The sequence below is a fragment of the Mycobacterium paraintracellulare genome, assembly GCF_000276825.1.
Taxonomy (GTDB): domain Bacteria; phylum Actinomycetota; class Actinomycetes; order Mycobacteriales; family Mycobacteriaceae; genus Mycobacterium; species Mycobacterium intracellulare.
On the sequence record NC_016948.1, the window covers coordinates 3,806,043 to 3,820,897 of the forward strand.

18 protein-coding genes are annotated in these 14,855 nt (G+C 71.5%); 5 read left to right on the forward strand and 13 right to left on the reverse strand.

What is annotated here, in order from left to right:
• Positions 1 to 8: 8 nt before the first annotated feature.
• Genes dapF through OCQ_RS17380 form a run of 4 tightly spaced genes read right to left on the reverse strand, consistent with a single transcriptional unit; the run spans position 9 to position 3,514 of the window.
• Positions 9 to 875 (reverse strand): diaminopimelate epimerase, encoded by an 867-nt coding sequence (gene dapF / locus OCQ_RS17365; protein ID WP_014385383.1) that lies wholly within the window; start codon positions 873 to 875, stop codon positions 9 to 11.
• A gap of 4 nt (positions 876 to 879) precedes the next feature.
• Entirely contained in the window at positions 880 to 1,797 is a 918-nt protein-coding gene (gene miaA / locus OCQ_RS17370) for a tRNA (adenosine(37)-N6)-dimethylallyltransferase MiaA (protein ID WP_008258573.1), read from the reverse strand.
• Between the two features lie 8 nt (positions 1,798 to 1,805).
• Positions 1,806 to 2,498, reverse strand: a complete 693-nt coding sequence (locus OCQ_RS17375) for a class III extradiol ring-cleavage dioxygenase family protein (protein WP_014385385.1) — start codon at positions 2,496 to 2,498, stop codon at positions 1,806 to 1,808.
• A 41-nt stretch (positions 2,499 to 2,539) separates the two neighbouring features.
• Positions 2,540 to 3,514: a DMT family transporter gene (locus OCQ_RS17380; RefSeq protein WP_014380607.1), complete on the reverse strand. Its 975-nt coding sequence runs from the start codon at positions 3,512 to 3,514 to the stop codon at positions 2,540 to 2,542.
• Between the two features lie 403 nt (positions 3,515 to 3,917).
• On the opposite strand from OCQ_RS17380, the gene OCQ_RS17385 reads away from it, so the two are divergent.
• Complete coding sequence (locus OCQ_RS17385; protein WP_080588034.1) at positions 3,918 to 5,255, forward strand: DUF349 domain-containing protein; 1,338 nt, start codon at positions 3,918 to 3,920, stop codon at positions 5,253 to 5,255.
• Here the strand turns inward: OCQ_RS17385 and OCQ_RS17390 are convergent.
• From OCQ_RS17390 to recA, 4 genes are all read right to left on the reverse strand, one after another.
• Positions 5,252 to 5,869, reverse strand: coding sequence for an Rv2732c family membrane protein (locus OCQ_RS17390; RefSeq protein ID WP_050989391.1), 618 nt, complete (start codon positions 5,867 to 5,869; stop codon positions 5,252 to 5,254). The genes OCQ_RS17385 and OCQ_RS17390 overlap by 4 nt on opposite strands.
• Positions 5,857 to 7,314 (reverse strand): tRNA (N6-isopentenyl adenosine(37)-C2)-methylthiotransferase MiaB, encoded by a 1,458-nt coding sequence (gene miaB / locus OCQ_RS17395; RefSeq protein ID WP_230487580.1) that lies wholly within the window; start codon positions 7,312 to 7,314, stop codon positions 5,857 to 5,859. The genes OCQ_RS17390 and miaB overlap by 13 nt, the downstream gene beginning before the upstream one ends.
• Before the next feature lie 132 nt (positions 7,315 to 7,446).
• Positions 7,447 to 7,968, reverse strand: a complete 522-nt coding sequence (gene recX, locus OCQ_RS17400; RefSeq protein ID WP_008258586.1) for a recombination regulator RecX — start codon at positions 7,966 to 7,968, stop codon at positions 7,447 to 7,449.
• Positions 7,934 to 8,986, reverse strand: a complete 1,053-nt coding sequence (recA, locus tag OCQ_RS17405; protein ID WP_008258595.1) for a recombinase RecA — start codon at positions 8,984 to 8,986, stop codon at positions 7,934 to 7,936. The genes recX and recA overlap by 35 nt, the downstream gene beginning before the upstream one ends.
• Before the next feature lie 229 nt (positions 8,987 to 9,215).
• Between recA and OCQ_RS17410 the strand changes: the two genes are divergently transcribed.
• Positions 9,216 to 9,875, forward strand: coding sequence for a (2Fe-2S)-binding protein (locus tag OCQ_RS17410; protein WP_014385388.1), 660 nt, complete (start codon positions 9,216 to 9,218; stop codon positions 9,873 to 9,875).
• 34 nt (positions 9,876 to 9,909) lie between these two features.
• A complete protein-coding gene (locus tag OCQ_RS17415; RefSeq protein ID WP_014385389.1) occupies positions 9,910 to 10,548 on the forward strand; it encodes a flavodoxin family protein in 639 nt (212 codons plus the stop codon).
• 10 nt (positions 10,549 to 10,558) lie between these two features.
• Here OCQ_RS17415 and OCQ_RS17420 read toward each other — a convergent pair whose 3' ends face one another.
• The 3 genes from OCQ_RS17420 to OCQ_RS17430 are packed head-to-tail and all read right to left on the reverse strand — an operon-like array spanning position 10,559 to position 12,285.
• Positions 10,559 to 10,753, reverse strand: coding sequence for a DUF3046 domain-containing protein (locus OCQ_RS17420; RefSeq protein ID WP_407558019.1), 195 nt, complete (start codon positions 10,751 to 10,753; stop codon positions 10,559 to 10,561).
• Positions 10,754 to 10,805: 52 nt separating this feature from the next.
• Positions 10,806 to 11,078, reverse strand: coding sequence for a hypothetical protein (locus OCQ_RS17425; protein ID WP_026071291.1), 273 nt, complete (start codon positions 11,076 to 11,078; stop codon positions 10,806 to 10,808).
• 40 nt (positions 11,079 to 11,118) lie between these two features.
• Positions 11,119 to 12,285 carry a glycosyltransferase gene (locus OCQ_RS17430; RefSeq protein ID WP_041785735.1) on the reverse strand — a complete coding sequence of 389 codons (1,167 nt, stop codon included), beginning with the start codon at positions 12,283 to 12,285 and terminating at the stop codon, positions 11,119 to 11,121.
• A gap of 52 nt (positions 12,286 to 12,337) precedes the next feature.
• On the opposite strand from OCQ_RS17430, the gene OCQ_RS17435 reads away from it, so the two are divergent.
• On the forward strand, positions 12,338 to 12,769 hold the full coding sequence (locus OCQ_RS17435) for a limonene-1,2-epoxide hydrolase family protein (protein WP_009956010.1): 432 nt from the start codon (positions 12,338 to 12,340) through the stop codon (positions 12,767 to 12,769).
• Positions 12,770 to 12,780: 11 nt separating this feature from the next.
• The gene (locus OCQ_RS17440; protein ID WP_008258606.1) at positions 12,781 to 13,182 is read left to right on the forward strand and encodes a DUF5313 domain-containing protein; all 402 of its coding nucleotides are present in this window, start codon (positions 12,781 to 12,783) and stop codon (positions 13,180 to 13,182) included.
• Here the strand turns inward: OCQ_RS17440 and pspM are convergent.
• Both pspM and pspA read right to left on the reverse strand, forming a co-directional pair.
• Entirely contained in the window at positions 13,179 to 13,988 is an 810-nt protein-coding gene (gene pspM / locus OCQ_RS17445) for a phage shock envelope stress response protein PspM (RefSeq protein ID WP_014385391.1), read from the reverse strand. The two genes, OCQ_RS17440 and pspM, sit on opposite strands and share 4 nt — an antisense overlap.
• Positions 13,989 to 13,997: 9 nt before the next feature.
• Positions 13,998 to 14,825 carry a phage shock protein PspA gene (gene pspA, locus OCQ_RS17450; protein ID WP_008258608.1) on the reverse strand — a complete coding sequence of 276 codons (828 nt, stop codon included), beginning with the start codon at positions 14,823 to 14,825 and terminating at the stop codon, positions 13,998 to 14,000.
• Between the last annotated feature and the right edge of the window lie 30 nt (positions 14,826 to 14,855).

The window sequence follows — 14,855 nt, forward strand, 5'->3', positions numbered from 1 at the left end:
ATTTAACGCTACTGTGCGCGCCACCATTCCTCGCTGATTTCTCCGTGGGCCACCAGTACCGACGGCCCCCGCAGGTAGCTGGTGGCGTCGGTGATGGTGACGACGACCTCGCCGCCCGGCACCCGGACGGTCAGCGTGCCGGTGTCCGCCCCGGTGCCGGCCAGCGCGGCGACCGCGGCCGCGACCGTTCCGGTGCCACACGAGCGTGTTTCGCCGACCCCCCGCTCGTGGACGCGCATGTGCACCGCCCCGGCGTCCGGTGCGGTGAGGATCTCGACGTTCACCCCGTCCGGGAATTGGGCGGGGTCGAAACTGACCGGCGCGGCCACGTCCAGCGCGGCCAGCGCGTCGACGGTCAGGTCGGGGTCGACGCAGGCCAAGTGGGGATTGCCCACATCGATCGCCACGCCGGAAAACCGCCGCCCGCCCAGGACGGCGTCGCCCGGGCCGAGCGTGTTGGCCTTGCCCATGTCGACGCTGATGTCGGCGGTGGTCCCGTCGACGCGATGCACGGTGACCGGCCGGGGGCCGGCCAGCGACCCGACGACGAAATCGTCGCGGTCCTCCAGCCCGCTCGCGCGCAGGTAGTGGGCGAAGACCCGCACGCCGTTGCCGCACATTTGGGCGATGGACCCGTCGGCGTTGCGGTAGTCCATGTACCAGTCGTCGGCGGCCACGCCGTCGGGCAACCGGTCCAGCACGCCGGCCGCGGCGGCGGCGCCGGCCGTGGTGACCCTCAGCACCCCGTCGGCGCCCAGCCCGCGTCGCCGGTCGCAGAGGGCGGCCACCCGGGGCCCGGTCAGGCTCAGCTCGGCCGCCGGGTCGGGCAGCACCACGAAGTCGTTCTGGGTGCCGTGGCCCTTTGCGAATTTCACCAGTTCAGGATACGTGCCGCCACGCGCGTACCGCGCCGTCGACGAGCCCGGCGCGATCGTCGGCGTTGAGCCACTGCACCCGGTGGTCGCGCCGGAACCACGAGCGCTGCCGTCGCACGTAGCGGCGGGTGCCCACGAACGTCTGCTCCCTGGCCTCGCGGAGTCGATCCGGGCCGCCACCGTCGTCGAGCGCCGCGATCACCTGCGCGTAGCCCAGGGCTCGCGAGGCGGTGACCCCGTCGCGCAGGCCGTGCTCGAGCAGGGCGGTGACCTCCCCGACCAGGCCCTGGTCGAACATGGCGTCGGTCCGCTTGGCCAGCCGGTCATCGAGAATCGTTGTGTCACAGTCCAATCCGATGATGGCGGTGTCCCATCGCGGGGCGCCGATCCTGGGCGCGGAGGCGGCGAACGGCCGGCCGGTCAGTTCCACCACTTCCAGGGCCCGCACCGTGCGGCGCGCGTCGGTGGGCAGGATCGATGCGGCCGCGGCGGGGTCGCGACGGGCCAGCTCCGCGTGCAGCTCCCCCACCCCGACCTCGCCCAGCCGCCGCTCCCAGCGTGCGCGCACGGCGGGATCGGTGGCGGGAAACGACCAGTCGTCGAGGAGTGACTGGATGTAGAGCATGGAGCCGCCCACGATGATGGGCACCGCGCCGGCGGCCGCGATCGCCTCGATGTCCGCGGCGGCGGCTTGCTGATAGCGGGCGACGGTCGCGGTCTCGGTGACGTCGAGGACGTCGAGCTGGTGATGCGGAATGCCGCGGCGCGCGTCGACGGGCAGCTTGGCGGTGCCGATGTCCATGCCCCGATACAGCTGCATCGCATCGGCGTTCACGATCTGTGCGCCCAGCCGCTCCGCGATGTCGAGGGCCAGCTGCGACTTGCCCGTTCCGGTGGGACCGATGATGGCCAGTGGTCGCACGGCCACCGTCACAGCTGCCAGGCGCCGGCGAAGTATCCCACCCCGTAGGGCGCCCCCCGGTACAGCTCCTTGGCGGATCGGGGCCCCGGCTCGGCCAGGCCGGCCAGCACCTGAAAGGCGACCCGCCCCAGGATCTGGGGCGGCAGGCGGGTCAGCGCCGCCACGTCGCCGTCGGCGAGCGCGTCGTTGAGGGCCTCTTGCGCGGGCGCGTTGTCCGGGTGGTGTCCGCCGGGGGCGGACGGGGTCAAGGTGTTGGCGCCGTCGGCGACGACCAGCACCCCGATCGGCTCGGGCAGCCGGTCGATCTCGGTTCGCAGTTCGCGGCCCCGGCGAAGCGCCGCGGTGGCGCCGTGGTCGCCGCGGTAGACGCGGACCCGCGCGCTGGCCTGCGGCTGCGCCCGGCCGCGCACCCAGCCGCCCAGCAGCGCGCACACCGGGAGTGCAAGTGGCTCGGGCTCGTCGCCGTCCTGCGGTGACAACCGGACACGCACGTCAACTCCGAAACCCGCGAACGTGCCCGCGGCGTCGGGACCGAATTCCTCGTCGGCGGGGCCGGTCCCGATGATCACCCAGCGTTTGGGCAGCAACGCGGCCGCCGCGAGCGTCGCCGCGACCAGATCGGCCACCTCGGCGGCGGCCGCCCCGGCAAGCTCGGGAACAAGCACCGGCGCCGACGGGACGATGGCAATGGCGCTCAGCACGCCACCAAACTAACGTGATCGGGCCGCCACCAGCGAACCAGTCAGCAGCGTGGGCCGTCGGCGACCACCAGGCACTCGCCGTAGGGACCGAGGCTCTCTTCGGCGGATGCGTCCCGGGCCCGCTTTCTTCGCGGTGCGCCCCCACCGGATTCGGTCCGGTCGACGGCGGCGGCCTCGCCGCGCGCCAGCGCGATGGTCGCGACGATCACCACCGACACCGCGGCGACCAGCACGAACGACTCGGCCCCGCTGGCGTTGACCGTCTCGCCCAGCACCAGCACTCCGAGCAGCCCCGCGACCACCGGCTTGGCGACCGTCATCGTCGGCAGCGACGCGGTCAGCGTGCCGGCGCGGAATGCCGATTGCTGGAAGATCATCCCGGCCAGCGCCACCAGCAGCCAGGGCACGAACTCCGGCGAGGTCAGCACGCGCGCGACGCCGTGCTCGGACATCTCGACGATGCCCTTGGTCAACACCGCGAACAGCGCCAGCGAGGACCCCGCCACCACCGCGAGCAGCACCGCCGCGAACGGGCTGCCGGACCAGATTCGTGCGGCCACCACGCAGCCCACCAGCAGCGGCGCCATGACCAGGGCCACGATGATCCAGGTCTGCAGCGGCGCGCGCTGGTGGCCGGACTCCGGGTCGCCGACGATGATGACCACCGCCAGCCCGGCCGCCAGGACCAGCGCCCAGATCCATTCCCGCGGCTTGACCCGATGATGGGCGAGCCGCGCGTAGATCGGGAGCGCGAACAGCAGCGCGGTCACCTGCAGGGCGGTCACCATGACCACCGAGCCCCACGCCAGGGCGGCGGCCTGCAGGCTGTAATTGGTGACCGCGGCCATGCCGCCGAGCCACCATCGCGCGTCGCGCAGCGACATGCGGAACAGTTCGAGGTGCCCGACCTGCTTGTCGGTGATCTCGTGCGCGGAGCGCTGACGGATCACGTCGCCGATCGCCGATGCCAGCGCCGCGCACAAGGCAATCAACGCTGCGACATCAACTTTCGACATATCCCCGACCCCCAGAGCTCACGACCGTCCGACCCAGCTTTCCCCGGGGCGCAAGCAAATACACGCACATTTCGCGTTCAGTTCAGATACAAATCTATGACGTTTCACACGTCCGGCCGCGCCGCGGGCGATCCTTCGATTATTACTTCAGCAATCTATGTGACCGCTTGGATAACTCTAAGAGAACATCACAGGTAGCGCGAGCCGAGGCGGCCGCCCCGGTTCCCCGCCCCGAATACCAAGGTGGCGGCGTGTGGTCGCGCAAGCTGCTTGAATACTGTTAGGCGCCTGCTGGGAAAACCCGGGTGGGACGTCCGCAGATGCAAGAACGGTGCCGCTACGCGCGGCAGGCGCGCGGTACGCCAACCGCGCGGAAGGTTTGCGAAAGGGTAGTGACGAGCGCATGACGGCTGACCAGCCTCGCGACGAATCGGCCCGGCCGGTGCCGCGTCCGGGGCCGCGTCCCGGTCCGCGGCCCGCGGGCTCGGGGTCGCGGCCGGCCGCTCACCCGGTCGTGGTGCCGCCCCCACCCAGCGATCCGCACCAGTTCGGGCGCGTGGACGACGACGGCACGGTGTGGCTGATCAGCGCCGCCGGCGAGCGGATCGTGGGCTCCTGGCAGGCCGGTGACCGCGAAGCGGCGTTCGCCCACTTCGGCCGGCGATTCGACGACCTCGCCACCGAGGTCACGCTGATGGAGGAGCGGCTGGCCTCGGGCACCGGGGACGCGCGCAAGATCAAGGCGCACGCGTCCGAGCTGGCCGAGACGCTGCCGACGGCCGCCGTGCTGGGCGATATCGACGCTTTGGCCACCCGGCTGGCCAGCATCGCCGAACACGCCGAGGCGACCGTCGCCGCGGACCGCTCCCGGCGCGAGGAACATCGGGCCGCCCAGACCGCCCGCAAGGAGGCGCTGGCCGCCGAGGCCGAGGAGTTGGCCGCCACCTCGACGCAATGGAAGGCCGCCGGCGACCGGCTGCGCGCGATCCTCGACGAGTGGAAGACCATCACCGGCCTGGACCGCAAGGTGGACGACGCGTTGTGGAAGCGCTATTCCGCGGCCCGCGAGGCCTTCAACCGGCGGCGGGGAGCGCATTTCGCCGAGTTGGATCGGGAACGCTCGGGAATCCGCCAGGCCAAGGAACGGCTGTGCGAGCGGGCCGAGGAACTCTCCGATTCGACCGACTGGACCGCCACCAGCGCGGAGTTTCGCAAGTTGCTCACCGAATGGAAGGCGGCCGGGCGGGCGACCCGGGAGGTCGACGACGCGCTGTGGCGGCGCTTCAAGGCCGCCCAGGACGTGTTCTTCACCGCCCGCAACGCGGCGACCGCGGAAAAGGACGCGGAGTTCCGCGCCAACGCGACGGCCAAAGAGGCGCTGCTGGCGGAGGCCGAAAAGCTGGACACCAGCAATCACGACGCCGCTCGGGCGGCGCTGCGCTCGATCGTCGAGAAGTGGGACGCGATCGGCAAGGTCCCGCGGGAGCGCACCGCCGAGCTGGAGCGCCGGCTGCGCGCGGTCGAGAAGAAGGTGCGCGACGCCGGCGAGGCGGATTGGTCGGATCCCCAGGCGCAGGCCCGGGCCGAGCAATTCCAGGCGCGCGCCGAGCAATACGAACAGCAGGCCCAGAAGGCCGCGGCGGCGGGCCGGGCCAAAGAGGCCGAAGAGGCCAACGCCAACGCCGAACAGTGGCGGCAGTGGGCGCAGGCGGCCGTGGAGGCCCTGAGCCGCAAGTCCTAGCTGCCGCCGCCCGATCCGGTACCGCTTCCGGGATCGTCACGCGGGCGGTCCAGGTCGTCCAGCAGCGAGGTCGACTGCTGCTGGGAGGCGGCGCGGCGGCGCTGCTCCTCGGCGGCGAGCTGCACGATGGTCCGCTGCCACACCACGCGCGCCCAGTGATAGATGAGCAGCAGCACGGTGATCCAGGCGACGATCAGGCCCCACCCCGGCCCCGGGTGCCCCGCGGCCACGGTCTGACGCGACCAGATCGCCAGCATGCCCGCCGCGCCCGCGATCGCCGAGCCGGCGAGCGCAACCCAGGCCAGCGCCCAGCGCCGGGTCACCAGCGCCAGCATCGAAAAGCCCACGCCGAAGACCAGCGCCAGCCAGGCGAACACCCGCGACGGCAGCGCGACCGCGGCCGCGCCGGCGCCGTGGCTCCCGAACAGCACGTCCCAGCCGCGCACATCGCCGGTGTGCGGCAGGATGAACGATCCGAGCAGCACGAACACCAGGATCGACACGAAGAAGCCCCGTGGGCCGGGGTCGATCCCGCGCGCCACCCGGCGTTCGGCGGCCTCGATCTCGGTGCGCAGGGCGCCAAGTTGTGTGTCGTCTTTTTTCATCGTGCACATCCCAGGGGTTGGGCCGGGCCGGCGGGCGGACCGACGGCGGGCATGCCCAGGCCGATGCCGCGCGGGCGCCGCCCTGCGGCGTGCGCGTCACCCGCCCGGGTGCGGCGGTGGGTCAGGATGCCCGCGTCGGCGATGAGGTGGTGGGGTGCGGCCCCGGTGACCACCGTGGTGATGACGTCGCCGGGGCGCGGCCGGGTGTCGGCGGACCCGCGGGCCGCGTCGCCGACGGCGAAGTGAACCAGCCGGCCGTCGCGCGCCCGCCCGCTCATCCGGGCGGTGGCGGTGTCCTTGCGCCCCTCGCCGGTGGCGACGAGCAGTTCGACGGTTTGGCCGACCAGGGCCTGGTTGCCCTGCAGCGAGATCTCCTCCTGCAGCGCGACCAGCCGCTCATAGCGTTCCTGCACAACGGCTTTCGGTAGCTGACCGTCGAGGTCGGCGGCGGGGGTGCCGGGCCGCTTGGAGTACTGGAAGGTGAAGGCGGCCGAGAATCGGGCCCGGCGCACGACGTCCAGCGTGGCGGCGAAATCCTCCTCGGTCTCACCCGGGAACCCGACGATCAGGTCGGTGGTGATGGCGGCGTGCGGCATCGCCGCCCGGACGCGGTCGATGATGCCGAGGTAGCGCTCGGCGCGATACGAGCGCCGCATCGCGCGCAGCACCCGGTCGGACCCGGATTGCAGCGGCATGTGCAGGGCGGGGCACACGTTCGGCGTCTGCGCCATGGCCTCGATGACGTCGTCGGTGAATTCGGCCGGGTGCGGCGAGGTGAACCGCACCCGCTCCAGCCCGTCGATGTCGCCGCAGGCGCGCAGCAGGCGGGCGAAGGCGCCGCGGTCGCGCGGCAGCGCGGGATCGGCGAAGGACACCCCGTAGGCGTTGACGTTCTGGCCCAGCAGCGTGACCTCGAGCACGCCGTCGTCCACCAGCGAGGCGACCTCGGCCAGGATGTCGTCGGGGCTGCGGTCGACTTCCTTGCCTCGCAGCGACGGCACGATGCAGAACGTGCAGCTGTTGTTGCACCCGACCGAGATGGAAACCCAAGCGGCGTAAGCGGATTCGCGGGCGCTGGGCAGCGACGACGGGAACTCCTGGAGCGCCTCGGCGATCTCGACCTGGGCGACCTTGTTGTGCCGGGCCCGCTCGAGCAGCGTGGGCAGCGACCCGATGTTGTGGGTGCCGAAGACGACGTCGACCCACGGCGCCTTGCGCAGCAACGCGTCCCGGTCCTTTTGCGCCAGGCAGCCCCCGACCGCGATCTGCATCTCGGGATCGTCGCGCTTGCGCGGGGCCAGGTGGCTGAGGTTGCCGTAGAGCTTGTTGTCGGCGTTCTCGCGGACCGCGCAGGTGTTGAACACCACCACGTCGGCGTCGGCGTCCTCGGCCGCCCGCTGGTATCCGGCCGCCTCCAGCAGGCCCGCCAGCCGCTCGGAATCGTGGACGTTCATCTGGCAGCCGTAGGTGCGGACCTGGTAGGTGCGCGCCGGTGCGGCGCCCCGCGCCACCGCCTCTCGCACCGTCGAAGTCACGGGGCCATGGTACGGCGGGCGGTCGGCGCGGGTGAAACCGCACGTCACCGCCTAGACGCGGCGGCGCTCCCGCTCGGCGGCCAGCTCGGCGAACACCACCTCGCACGCCAGGTTCTGGCTGTAGCCGCGGCGCGCCAGCATCCCCACCAGCCGCCGCGTCACCCGCGCGTCGTCGTCGCTGAGCGTCTCGCGGCGCAGCTTGGACCGGACCAGCTGTTCGGCCCGGTCCCGCTCGGCGCCGGCGTCGATGCCGGCCAGCACGGTGGTGATCACCTCGTTGTCGACGCCCTTGGTGTGCAACTCGGCGGCCAAGGCGCGCTTGCTCTTTCCGGCGTGAGCGCGGCGGGACCGCACCCACTGCTGGGCGAAGTCGGTGTCATCGATCAGGCCGACGGAGGCCAACCGGTCGAGCACCCGCTCGCTGACGTCGTCGGGGTAGCCCCGCTTGGCCAGCCGGCCGCGCAGCTCGGCCCGGGTGCGCGCTCTCGCGGTGAGCAGGCGCAGGCACAGCGCCCGCGCCTGCTCCTCGCGGGAGGGATCAGAAATCGACGGGGGCGGGCAGGACGCTGTCATCGGACAAGTCATCGGTCACGACCGCGCCAATGCCGAGCTTTTCCTTGATCTTCTTCTCGATCTCGTTGGCCACTTCGTCGTTCTCCATCAAGAAGGTGCGGGCGTTCTCCTTGCCCTGGCCGAGCTGCTCGCCCTCATAGGTGAACCAGGAACCGGACTTGCGGATGAAGCCCTGATCCACCCCCATGTCGATCAGCGAGCCTTCCCGGCTGATGCCCCGGCCGTAGAGGATGTCGAACTCGGCCTGCTTGAACGGCGGCGACACCTTGTTCTTGACGATCTTGACCCGGGTGCGGTTACCCACCGCGTTGGTGCCGTCCTTGAGGGTCTCGATCCGGCGAACGTCCATGCGCACCGAGGCGTAGAACTTCAGCGCCTTTCCACCCGTGGTGGTCTCGGGGCTGCCGAACATCACGCCGATCTTCTCGCGCAGCTGGTTGATGAAGATCGCGGTGGTGCCCGAATTGTTCAGCGCGCCAGTCATTTTCCGCAGCGCCTGGCTCATCAGCCGGGCCTGCAGGCCGACGTGGCTGTCCCCCATCTCGCCCTCGAGCTCCGCGCGCGGCACCAGCGCCGCCACCGAGTCGATGACCAGGATGTCCAGGGCGCCGGAGCGGATCAGCATGTCGGCGATCTCGAGGGCCTGCTCCCCCGTGTCGGGCTGGCTGACCAGCAGGGAATCGGTGTCCACGCCGAGCTTCTTGGCGTACTCCGGGTCCAGGGCGTGCTCGGCGTCGATGAAGGCCGCGACGCCGCCGGCGGCCTGGGCGTTGGCCACGGCGTGCAGGGCGACGGTGGTCTTACCCGAGGATTCCGGGCCGTAGATCTCCACGACCCGGCCGCGGGGCAGGCCGCCGATGCCCAGGGCCACGTCCAGTGCGATGGATCCGGTCGGGATGACCGAGATCGGCTGGCGCATCTCGTCGCCGAGACGCATTACCGAGCCTTTGCCGTAGCTCTTTTCGATCTGGGCCATCGCCAGTTCGAGAGCCTTCTCGCGATCGGGGGCTTGCGCCATGGTGTCTCTCCTATAGTCGGTGTTCGTCTGACCGGTATCGGTCGGTTGGCGGTGACACTAGAGAAGCCCACCGACAAGTTGACTGGCCGAACGCTCCCCACACTAGCCGAACAGGTGTTCGATTCAAGTCTGACACGCCGTTCATCGCCATCGCGTGTGGCAACATCGGCCACCGAAAGGCGTCGACGGGGCTTCGCGGCGGATTTCCTCAAGAGGCGGGCGCGACGCGATGGACATCTCCACCGAGCTGGCCGAAACGGCTTCCTATGGAGGCTTTTTCGCCCTGACCGTCGGCGGCGACGCGGCGGGATGGCATCCGGTCACCCAGTCCTACACCGACGGCTGCGCCGACCTGATCGACGCCACCGCCCGGCGCTACCGCACGACCGACCTGCGGATCGGCGCCTCGCTGGTTCACCTCGGCCACGCCACCCGGCTGTGGTCGCCGGTGCTCGCGTGCGCGATCGGCCACGGCGTCCTCCCCCGGCTCGACGACCTGCAACGCGCCGACGACGGCGCGCAGCTACGACTGCCCCGACCCGTTGGGATGCCCGCCGATTCACCGGACGCGCTGTATCGCGCCGTGGTGAGCGAGCACATGCGCCCGCTCGCCGCCGGCCTGCGGGTCAAGCTGGCGCCGGCGCTGCTCGCGGGCAACATCGCCTCCGCGCTGGTGGGCGCCGCGCGGGCGCTGCTGACGGCGCGGCCCGACCTGCGCCGCGCGATCACCGAGACCACCCGGTCCCTGCTGGACACCGGCGTGCTGGCCGGATCCGGCGTGATCACCGGCCCGCGGCTGGGCTTCCGGCGCCGCAGCTGCTGCCTGTTCTATCGCCTGCCCGACGGCTCGTTGTGCGGCGACTGCGTGCTGCACCGGACGCCGCGGTAGGGCCGGGCGCCGTTTGGTGCCGCCGCGCCGGGGTATGTGGCCCACCATGGCCCCGACCTCAGCACCGTCCCTGCGCGCCCTCGCGCTGGTCTGCTCGTTGAAGAAGAGCCCCGCGCCGTCCAGCAGCGACCTGCTCGCCGACCAGTTGCTCGATCAGCTGCGCGGCGCGGGCGTCCAGGGCGAGAAGGTGCGATGCGTGGACCTGGCGCTGCTGCCGGGTGTCGAGGCCGATATGGGCCCGGGCGACGAGTGGCCGGCGGTGCTGACCAAGATCAAGGCGGCCGACATCGTCATCGTGTCGACGCCCACCTGGGTCGGGCACATGTCCAGCGTCGCGCAGCGCGTCCTGGAGCGCCTGGATGCCGAGCTGTCCGACACCGACGACGCGGGACGGCCGGCAATGGTGGGCAAGGTGGCCCTGGCCGCGGTCGTCGGCAACGAGGACGGCGCGCACAAGATCGTGGCCGACCTCTTTCAGGCGCTCAACGACATCGGGTTCTCGATCGCCGCGCAGGGCTGCACCTACTGGAACGGCGAGGCGATGCAGGGCACGGACTACACCGACCTCGACGACGTCCCGGACGCGGTCGCGTTCGCCACCGCCAACGCGACCCGCAATGCCGTGCACCTGGCCACGGTGCTGCGGCAAAACCCTTATCCGGCATACGAATAACGCGCGCGAGTCACCACTGCTCGTGGGGCACGTCGAAGTCGACGCACAACGCCCGCCAGACGTCGCGGGGCTCGATGCCCTCCTCGATGGCCTGGGCGGCCGTCCGGCCGTCGAAACCGGTCAGCACGTGATCGACCAAAACCGATGACCCGTAGGTGGAACCGAAGCGCAGCACCACCCGCTCGTGAAACTCCGTTAGCCGCACGCCAGTGAACATACCCAGCGGGCATGGATCGGACACCGGGGCGCGACGCCGGTCATCGCCAGCTGGCCGGCAGGTCGATGATGTGATTCGGGCAGTCCTCCTGGACCGCGAGGGACATGGTGTCGCGGGCGTGTTGCGCCGACATCGTGGCGCGCAGTCGCATGAAGGCGTATTCGGCCGGCGCGAGTCCCTGCTCGGCGGCGGCGGGATCGTCCATCAATTGACAGGCCTGCTGCTCCTCGGGGCTGTCGGCGCGCGCGACGCCCGCCCCGAACACCGGCCCCGCCAGCAGGGCGCCGGCCGTGACCGCCGTGATCATCCTCATTGCGTGCCTCCCGCCGAAGCATAAGGCGGTGCGGGGCGGGTCATCCGGCCACCGCCAGCGCGTCGTGGCACACCGCGACCGGGTCGGCGACGTCGGCGATGCTAGCGGCGGCCCGCCGCGCCGCGGCCCGGTAGCCCGGCGCTGCCAGCACGTCGTTGACCGCGGCCACCAGCGCGTCGGCGCTCAGCGGACGAACCAGCCGCGCGCTGCCCTGGCGGACGATCCGGTTGGCGATCTCCCATTGGTCGCCGCCGCCGGGCACCGCGACCAGCGGCACCCCCGCCAGCAGCGTCTTGGCCACCATGCCGTGCCCGCCGCCGCAGATCACCACGTCGGCGTGCGTCAGCAACTCGGCCTGGCTGCCCAGCCCGGCCACCGCCCACGGCGGCACCGTCAGCTCCGCCCCGCCCAGCCGCGAGACCACCACCCGCGCCCCCGGCGGCAGGGTGTCCCCCGGTATCAGGCAGGCCAGCGCCACCTCGGCCAGGCCTTCGGTGCCGGTCGACGCGGTCGACGGCGCGACCACGACCACGGGCCCGGACCCCGCGGGGATGTCCAGCGCCCGGTCGGTCGGCTCGAAGTGCAGCGGGCCCACCAGCACCGCCTCCGGCGGCCAGTCCGGGCGGGGCACCTCGCACGCGGGCAGCGTGGCGATCAGCCGTCGCAGCGGTCCGGGGTCGGCGGCCGGCAAGCCGATCTCGGTGCGCACCGCCGCGCGCTGCCGCAGGCCCGCCCGCCAGGAGCGCGCGGTGAGCGCGCGCATCGCGGCGTCGCGCAACCGGCCCCGGATGCCGGTCCCCGGCGCGAGCCCGCTGCCGATCGGGGGCAGGCCCTTCGACGGCAGGTACAGCGGATGCGGATTGAGCTCGATCCACGGGATCCCCAACAGCTCGGCGGCCATCCCGCCGCCCGCGGTGATGACGTCGGAGACCACCAGGTCGGGCGCCAGGTCGCGCAGCGCGGGCACGTTGAGGACGGCCATCCGCGCGGCGCGCCGGTGGATCCTGGCCCCGGCGTCGACGTCGTCGTCGGTGGCCACCAGCCCGTCCAGCGCGACGGTGTCGATGCCGGCGCCGCGGGCGGTGTCGATCCATTCGGCGCCGGTGAACAGCGTGGGCTCGTCGCCCGCCTCGGCGAAGCGCCGGCACAGCGCGATCGCCGGGAACGAATGCCCGGGATCGGGCCCGGCGACCACGGCGACACGCATCGGGTTCACCCTGCCACAGCGCACGGCCGCCACGCTCGCCTACGCTGGCAAGATGACCGAGCTGACTGGGACAACCGTGGCGAACACCCGCACGGTCGAGGGATTCCTGAACGCGCTGCAGGACGCCGATTACGAGGCCGCCGACGCCGCTTTGGCCGACGACCTCGTCTACGAAAACGTCGGCCTGCCCACCATCCATGGCCGCGCCAGGGCCATGAAGCTGTTTCGCCAGATGGAGGGCCGCGCGGCCTTCGAGGTGAAGATCCACCGCATCGCGGCCGACGGCGGCGCGGTGCTCACCGAACGCACCGACGCGCTGATCTTCGGCCCCCTGCGGCTGCAGTTCTGGGTGTGCGGCGTGTTCGAGGTGCACAACGGGCGAATCACGCTGTGGCGGGACTACTTTGACTTCTTCGACATGCTCAAGGCCACCGCGCGCGGCCTGGCGGCGCTGGTGGTGCCGTCGCTGAAAGCGGCGTTCTGAGCGGGGGCACGATGATAAACCGGGACGCCGCCCGCACGCGGCCGAATTTCTGGCAGTTCGTCCGCTATTGCTGCGGTGGCCGGCTACCGGACTCGATGCGCGACTGGGTGCGCAACGACCTGGCCGGCAAGGGCGCGAGCGCGCGGATGATGCGCCGCGTGGCGGTGCCGGCTGTGGTGGTGCTGGCGCCGTTCTGGTTGATCCCGACGACGCTCGACGTGCATCTGAGCATGACGCTGCCGATTCTCATTCCGTTCGTGTACTTTTCGCACGCGCTGAACAAGGTGTGGCGGCGCCACATGCTGGCCGTGCACGATCTGGATCCCGAGTTGGTCGACGAGCTGGCCCGCAAGCGCGACGCCCGCATGCACCAGTCGTACATCGAGCGCTACGGCCCGCGCCCGGAAGATTAGCCGGCGCCGCGCAGTCCGCCGAGTTCATCGAACGCCTGCGCCCAACCGAGCAGGCGGTCGGTCGCCCCGGCCAGCTCCGCGCGGTAGCGCTGCGACTCGGTGAGCCCGTCACCGTTGGCAGAGGACACCAATTGCGCTGCGGCGGTGACCATTTCGTTGTATTGGCGAACGCCGGCGCTCAGTTGCGCGGTGAACGCGTTGATGGTGGGCACCAGATACGACCGCGACTGTTCGCTGGCCTGCGCCGCCCGCTCCATCGACACCACCTGCGCGGCCGTGGACGCCATGGCCGCCGAGGTCTTGGTGGCGGCCGCGGTCAGGTCGCGGATCTCGGCCGTCGGCAACATCGCGCCCCGCTCCAGCACGGCCACCAGCGAGAAGAATCCGCGCTCAGAGGCCCCCAGCGCGTACATGGCGGGGCGCGCCGCCGAACCCGGCGGCGGCAGCCGGCGCGCGGTCGTGGTCCGCGGTACCGGCAGCGGCTCGGACCGCAGCCAGCGGTAGCGCAGCAGCAGCAAGGTGGCCGGAATGGCCATGACGACCGCGACCCCGCCGGTGATCTCCAGCAGCAACGCGAACCATCCCCAGGCCGCGAGCAAGATGGTCACCACCGCCCAGAACGCGCACCCGGCGGCGAAGATCAGGCCCCACCGCAGCGCGCGGCGGCGACGGCGCAGCTGGCGTGCGCGCGGATCCGCGGCCGCGCTGATCTTGCGGGCCACCCGGTCGGAAACGTCGGCGGCGGTGGCCAATCCGCGGTGCAGCAGCGCGCGCCACAGGCGGGGCCGCGGCGCGTTCACCGCCATGAGACCGGACTACTGGCCAAGTGGCTTCTCGCTGACAGCACCGCCGGCGCTCTCCGCCGGCGCCGGAGTGGCGGGCGTGGTCCCCGCCGCGGGCGTCCCCCCGGTCGGCAGCGCCTCGCCGCGCATGGAGGCACGGATCTGCTCGAGGCGGGAATGGCCGGCCATCTGCACGCCGGCCTGCTCGACCTCGAGCATCCGGCCCTGCACCGAGCCCTGCGCCAGCTCGGCGGCCCCGATCGCGTTGGCGTAGCGGCGCTCGATCTTGTCGCGCACCTCGTCGAGGCTGGGGACGTTGCCCGGGGCGGCCAGGTCGCTCATCGACTGCAGCGAGGCGCTGACCTGTTCCTGCATCTTGGCCTGCTCGAGCTGGCTGAGCAGCTTGGTGCGCTCGGCGATCTTCTGCTGCAGCACCATGGCGTTCTGTTCGACCGCCTTCTTGGCCTGTCCGGCCGCGTTCAGCGCCTGATCGTGCAGCGTTTTGAGGTCTTCGACGCTTTGCTCGGCGGTGACCAGCTGGGCGGCGAACGCCTCCGCGGCGTTGTTGTATTCGGTGGCCTTGGCGGCGTCCCCGGCGGCGGTGGCCTGGTCGGCCAGCGTCAGGGCCTGACGCACGTTGACCTGAAGTTTTTCCACGTCCGCCAGCTGACGGTTGAGCCGCATCTCGAGTTGCCGCTGGTTGCCGATGACCTGCGCGGCCTGCTGGGTCAGCGCCTGGTGCGTGCGTTGCGCCTCCTCGATGGCCTGCTGGATCTGCACCTTGGGGTCTGCGTGCTCGTCGATCTTCGCGTTGAACAGCGCCGTGAGGTACTTCCACGCCTTGACGAACGGATTGGCCATGAGTTAGCTCCACCTTCGCTTCCTGAGGGG

Coding starts and splice junctions, on each gene's coding strand:
- OCQ_RS17380 (WP_014380607.1), bottom strand. CDS start 3,514: ATGTCGAAAGTTGATGTCGCAGCGTTGATTGCCTTGTGCGCGGCGCTG.
- OCQ_RS17385 (WP_080588034.1), top strand. CDS start 3,918: ATGACGGCTGACCAGCCTCGCGACGAATCGGCCCGGCCGGTGCCGCGT.
- OCQ_RS17390 (WP_050989391.1), bottom strand. CDS start 5,869: ATGTGCACGATGAAAAAAGACGACACACAACTTGGCGCCCTGCGCACC.
- miaB (WP_230487580.1), bottom strand. CDS start 7,314: ATGAACGTCCACGATTCCGAGCGGCTGGCGGGCCTGCTGGAGGCGGCC.
- recX (WP_008258586.1), bottom strand. CDS start 7,968: ATGACAGCGTCCTGCCCGCCCCCGTCGATTTCTGATCCCTCCCGCGAG.
- recA (WP_008258595.1), bottom strand. CDS start 8,986: ATGGCGCAAGCCCCCGATCGCGAGAAGGCTCTCGAACTGGCGATGGCC.
- OCQ_RS17410 (WP_014385388.1), top strand. CDS start 9,216: ATGGACATCTCCACCGAGCTGGCCGAAACGGCTTCCTATGGAGGCTTT.
- OCQ_RS17415 (WP_014385389.1), top strand. CDS start 9,910: ATGTGGCCCACCATGGCCCCGACCTCAGCACCGTCCCTGCGCGCCCTC.
- OCQ_RS17425 (WP_026071291.1), bottom strand. CDS start 11,078: ATGAGGATGATCACGGCGGTCACGGCCGGCGCCCTGCTGGCGGGGCCG.
- OCQ_RS17430 (WP_041785735.1), bottom strand. CDS start 12,285: ATGCGTGTCGCCGTGGTCGCCGGGCCCGATCCCGGGCATTCGTTCCCG.
- OCQ_RS17435 (WP_009956010.1), top strand. CDS start 12,338: ATGACCGAGCTGACTGGGACAACCGTGGCGAACACCCGCACGGTCGAG.
- OCQ_RS17440 (WP_008258606.1), top strand. CDS start 12,781: ATGATAAACCGGGACGCCGCCCGCACGCGGCCGAATTTCTGGCAGTTC.
- pspM (WP_014385391.1), bottom strand. CDS start 13,988: ATGGCGGTGAACGCGCCGCGGCCCCGCCTGTGGCGCGCGCTGCTGCAC.
- pspA (WP_008258608.1), bottom strand. CDS start 14,825: ATGGCCAATCCGTTCGTCAAGGCGTGGAAGTACCTCACGGCGCTGTTC.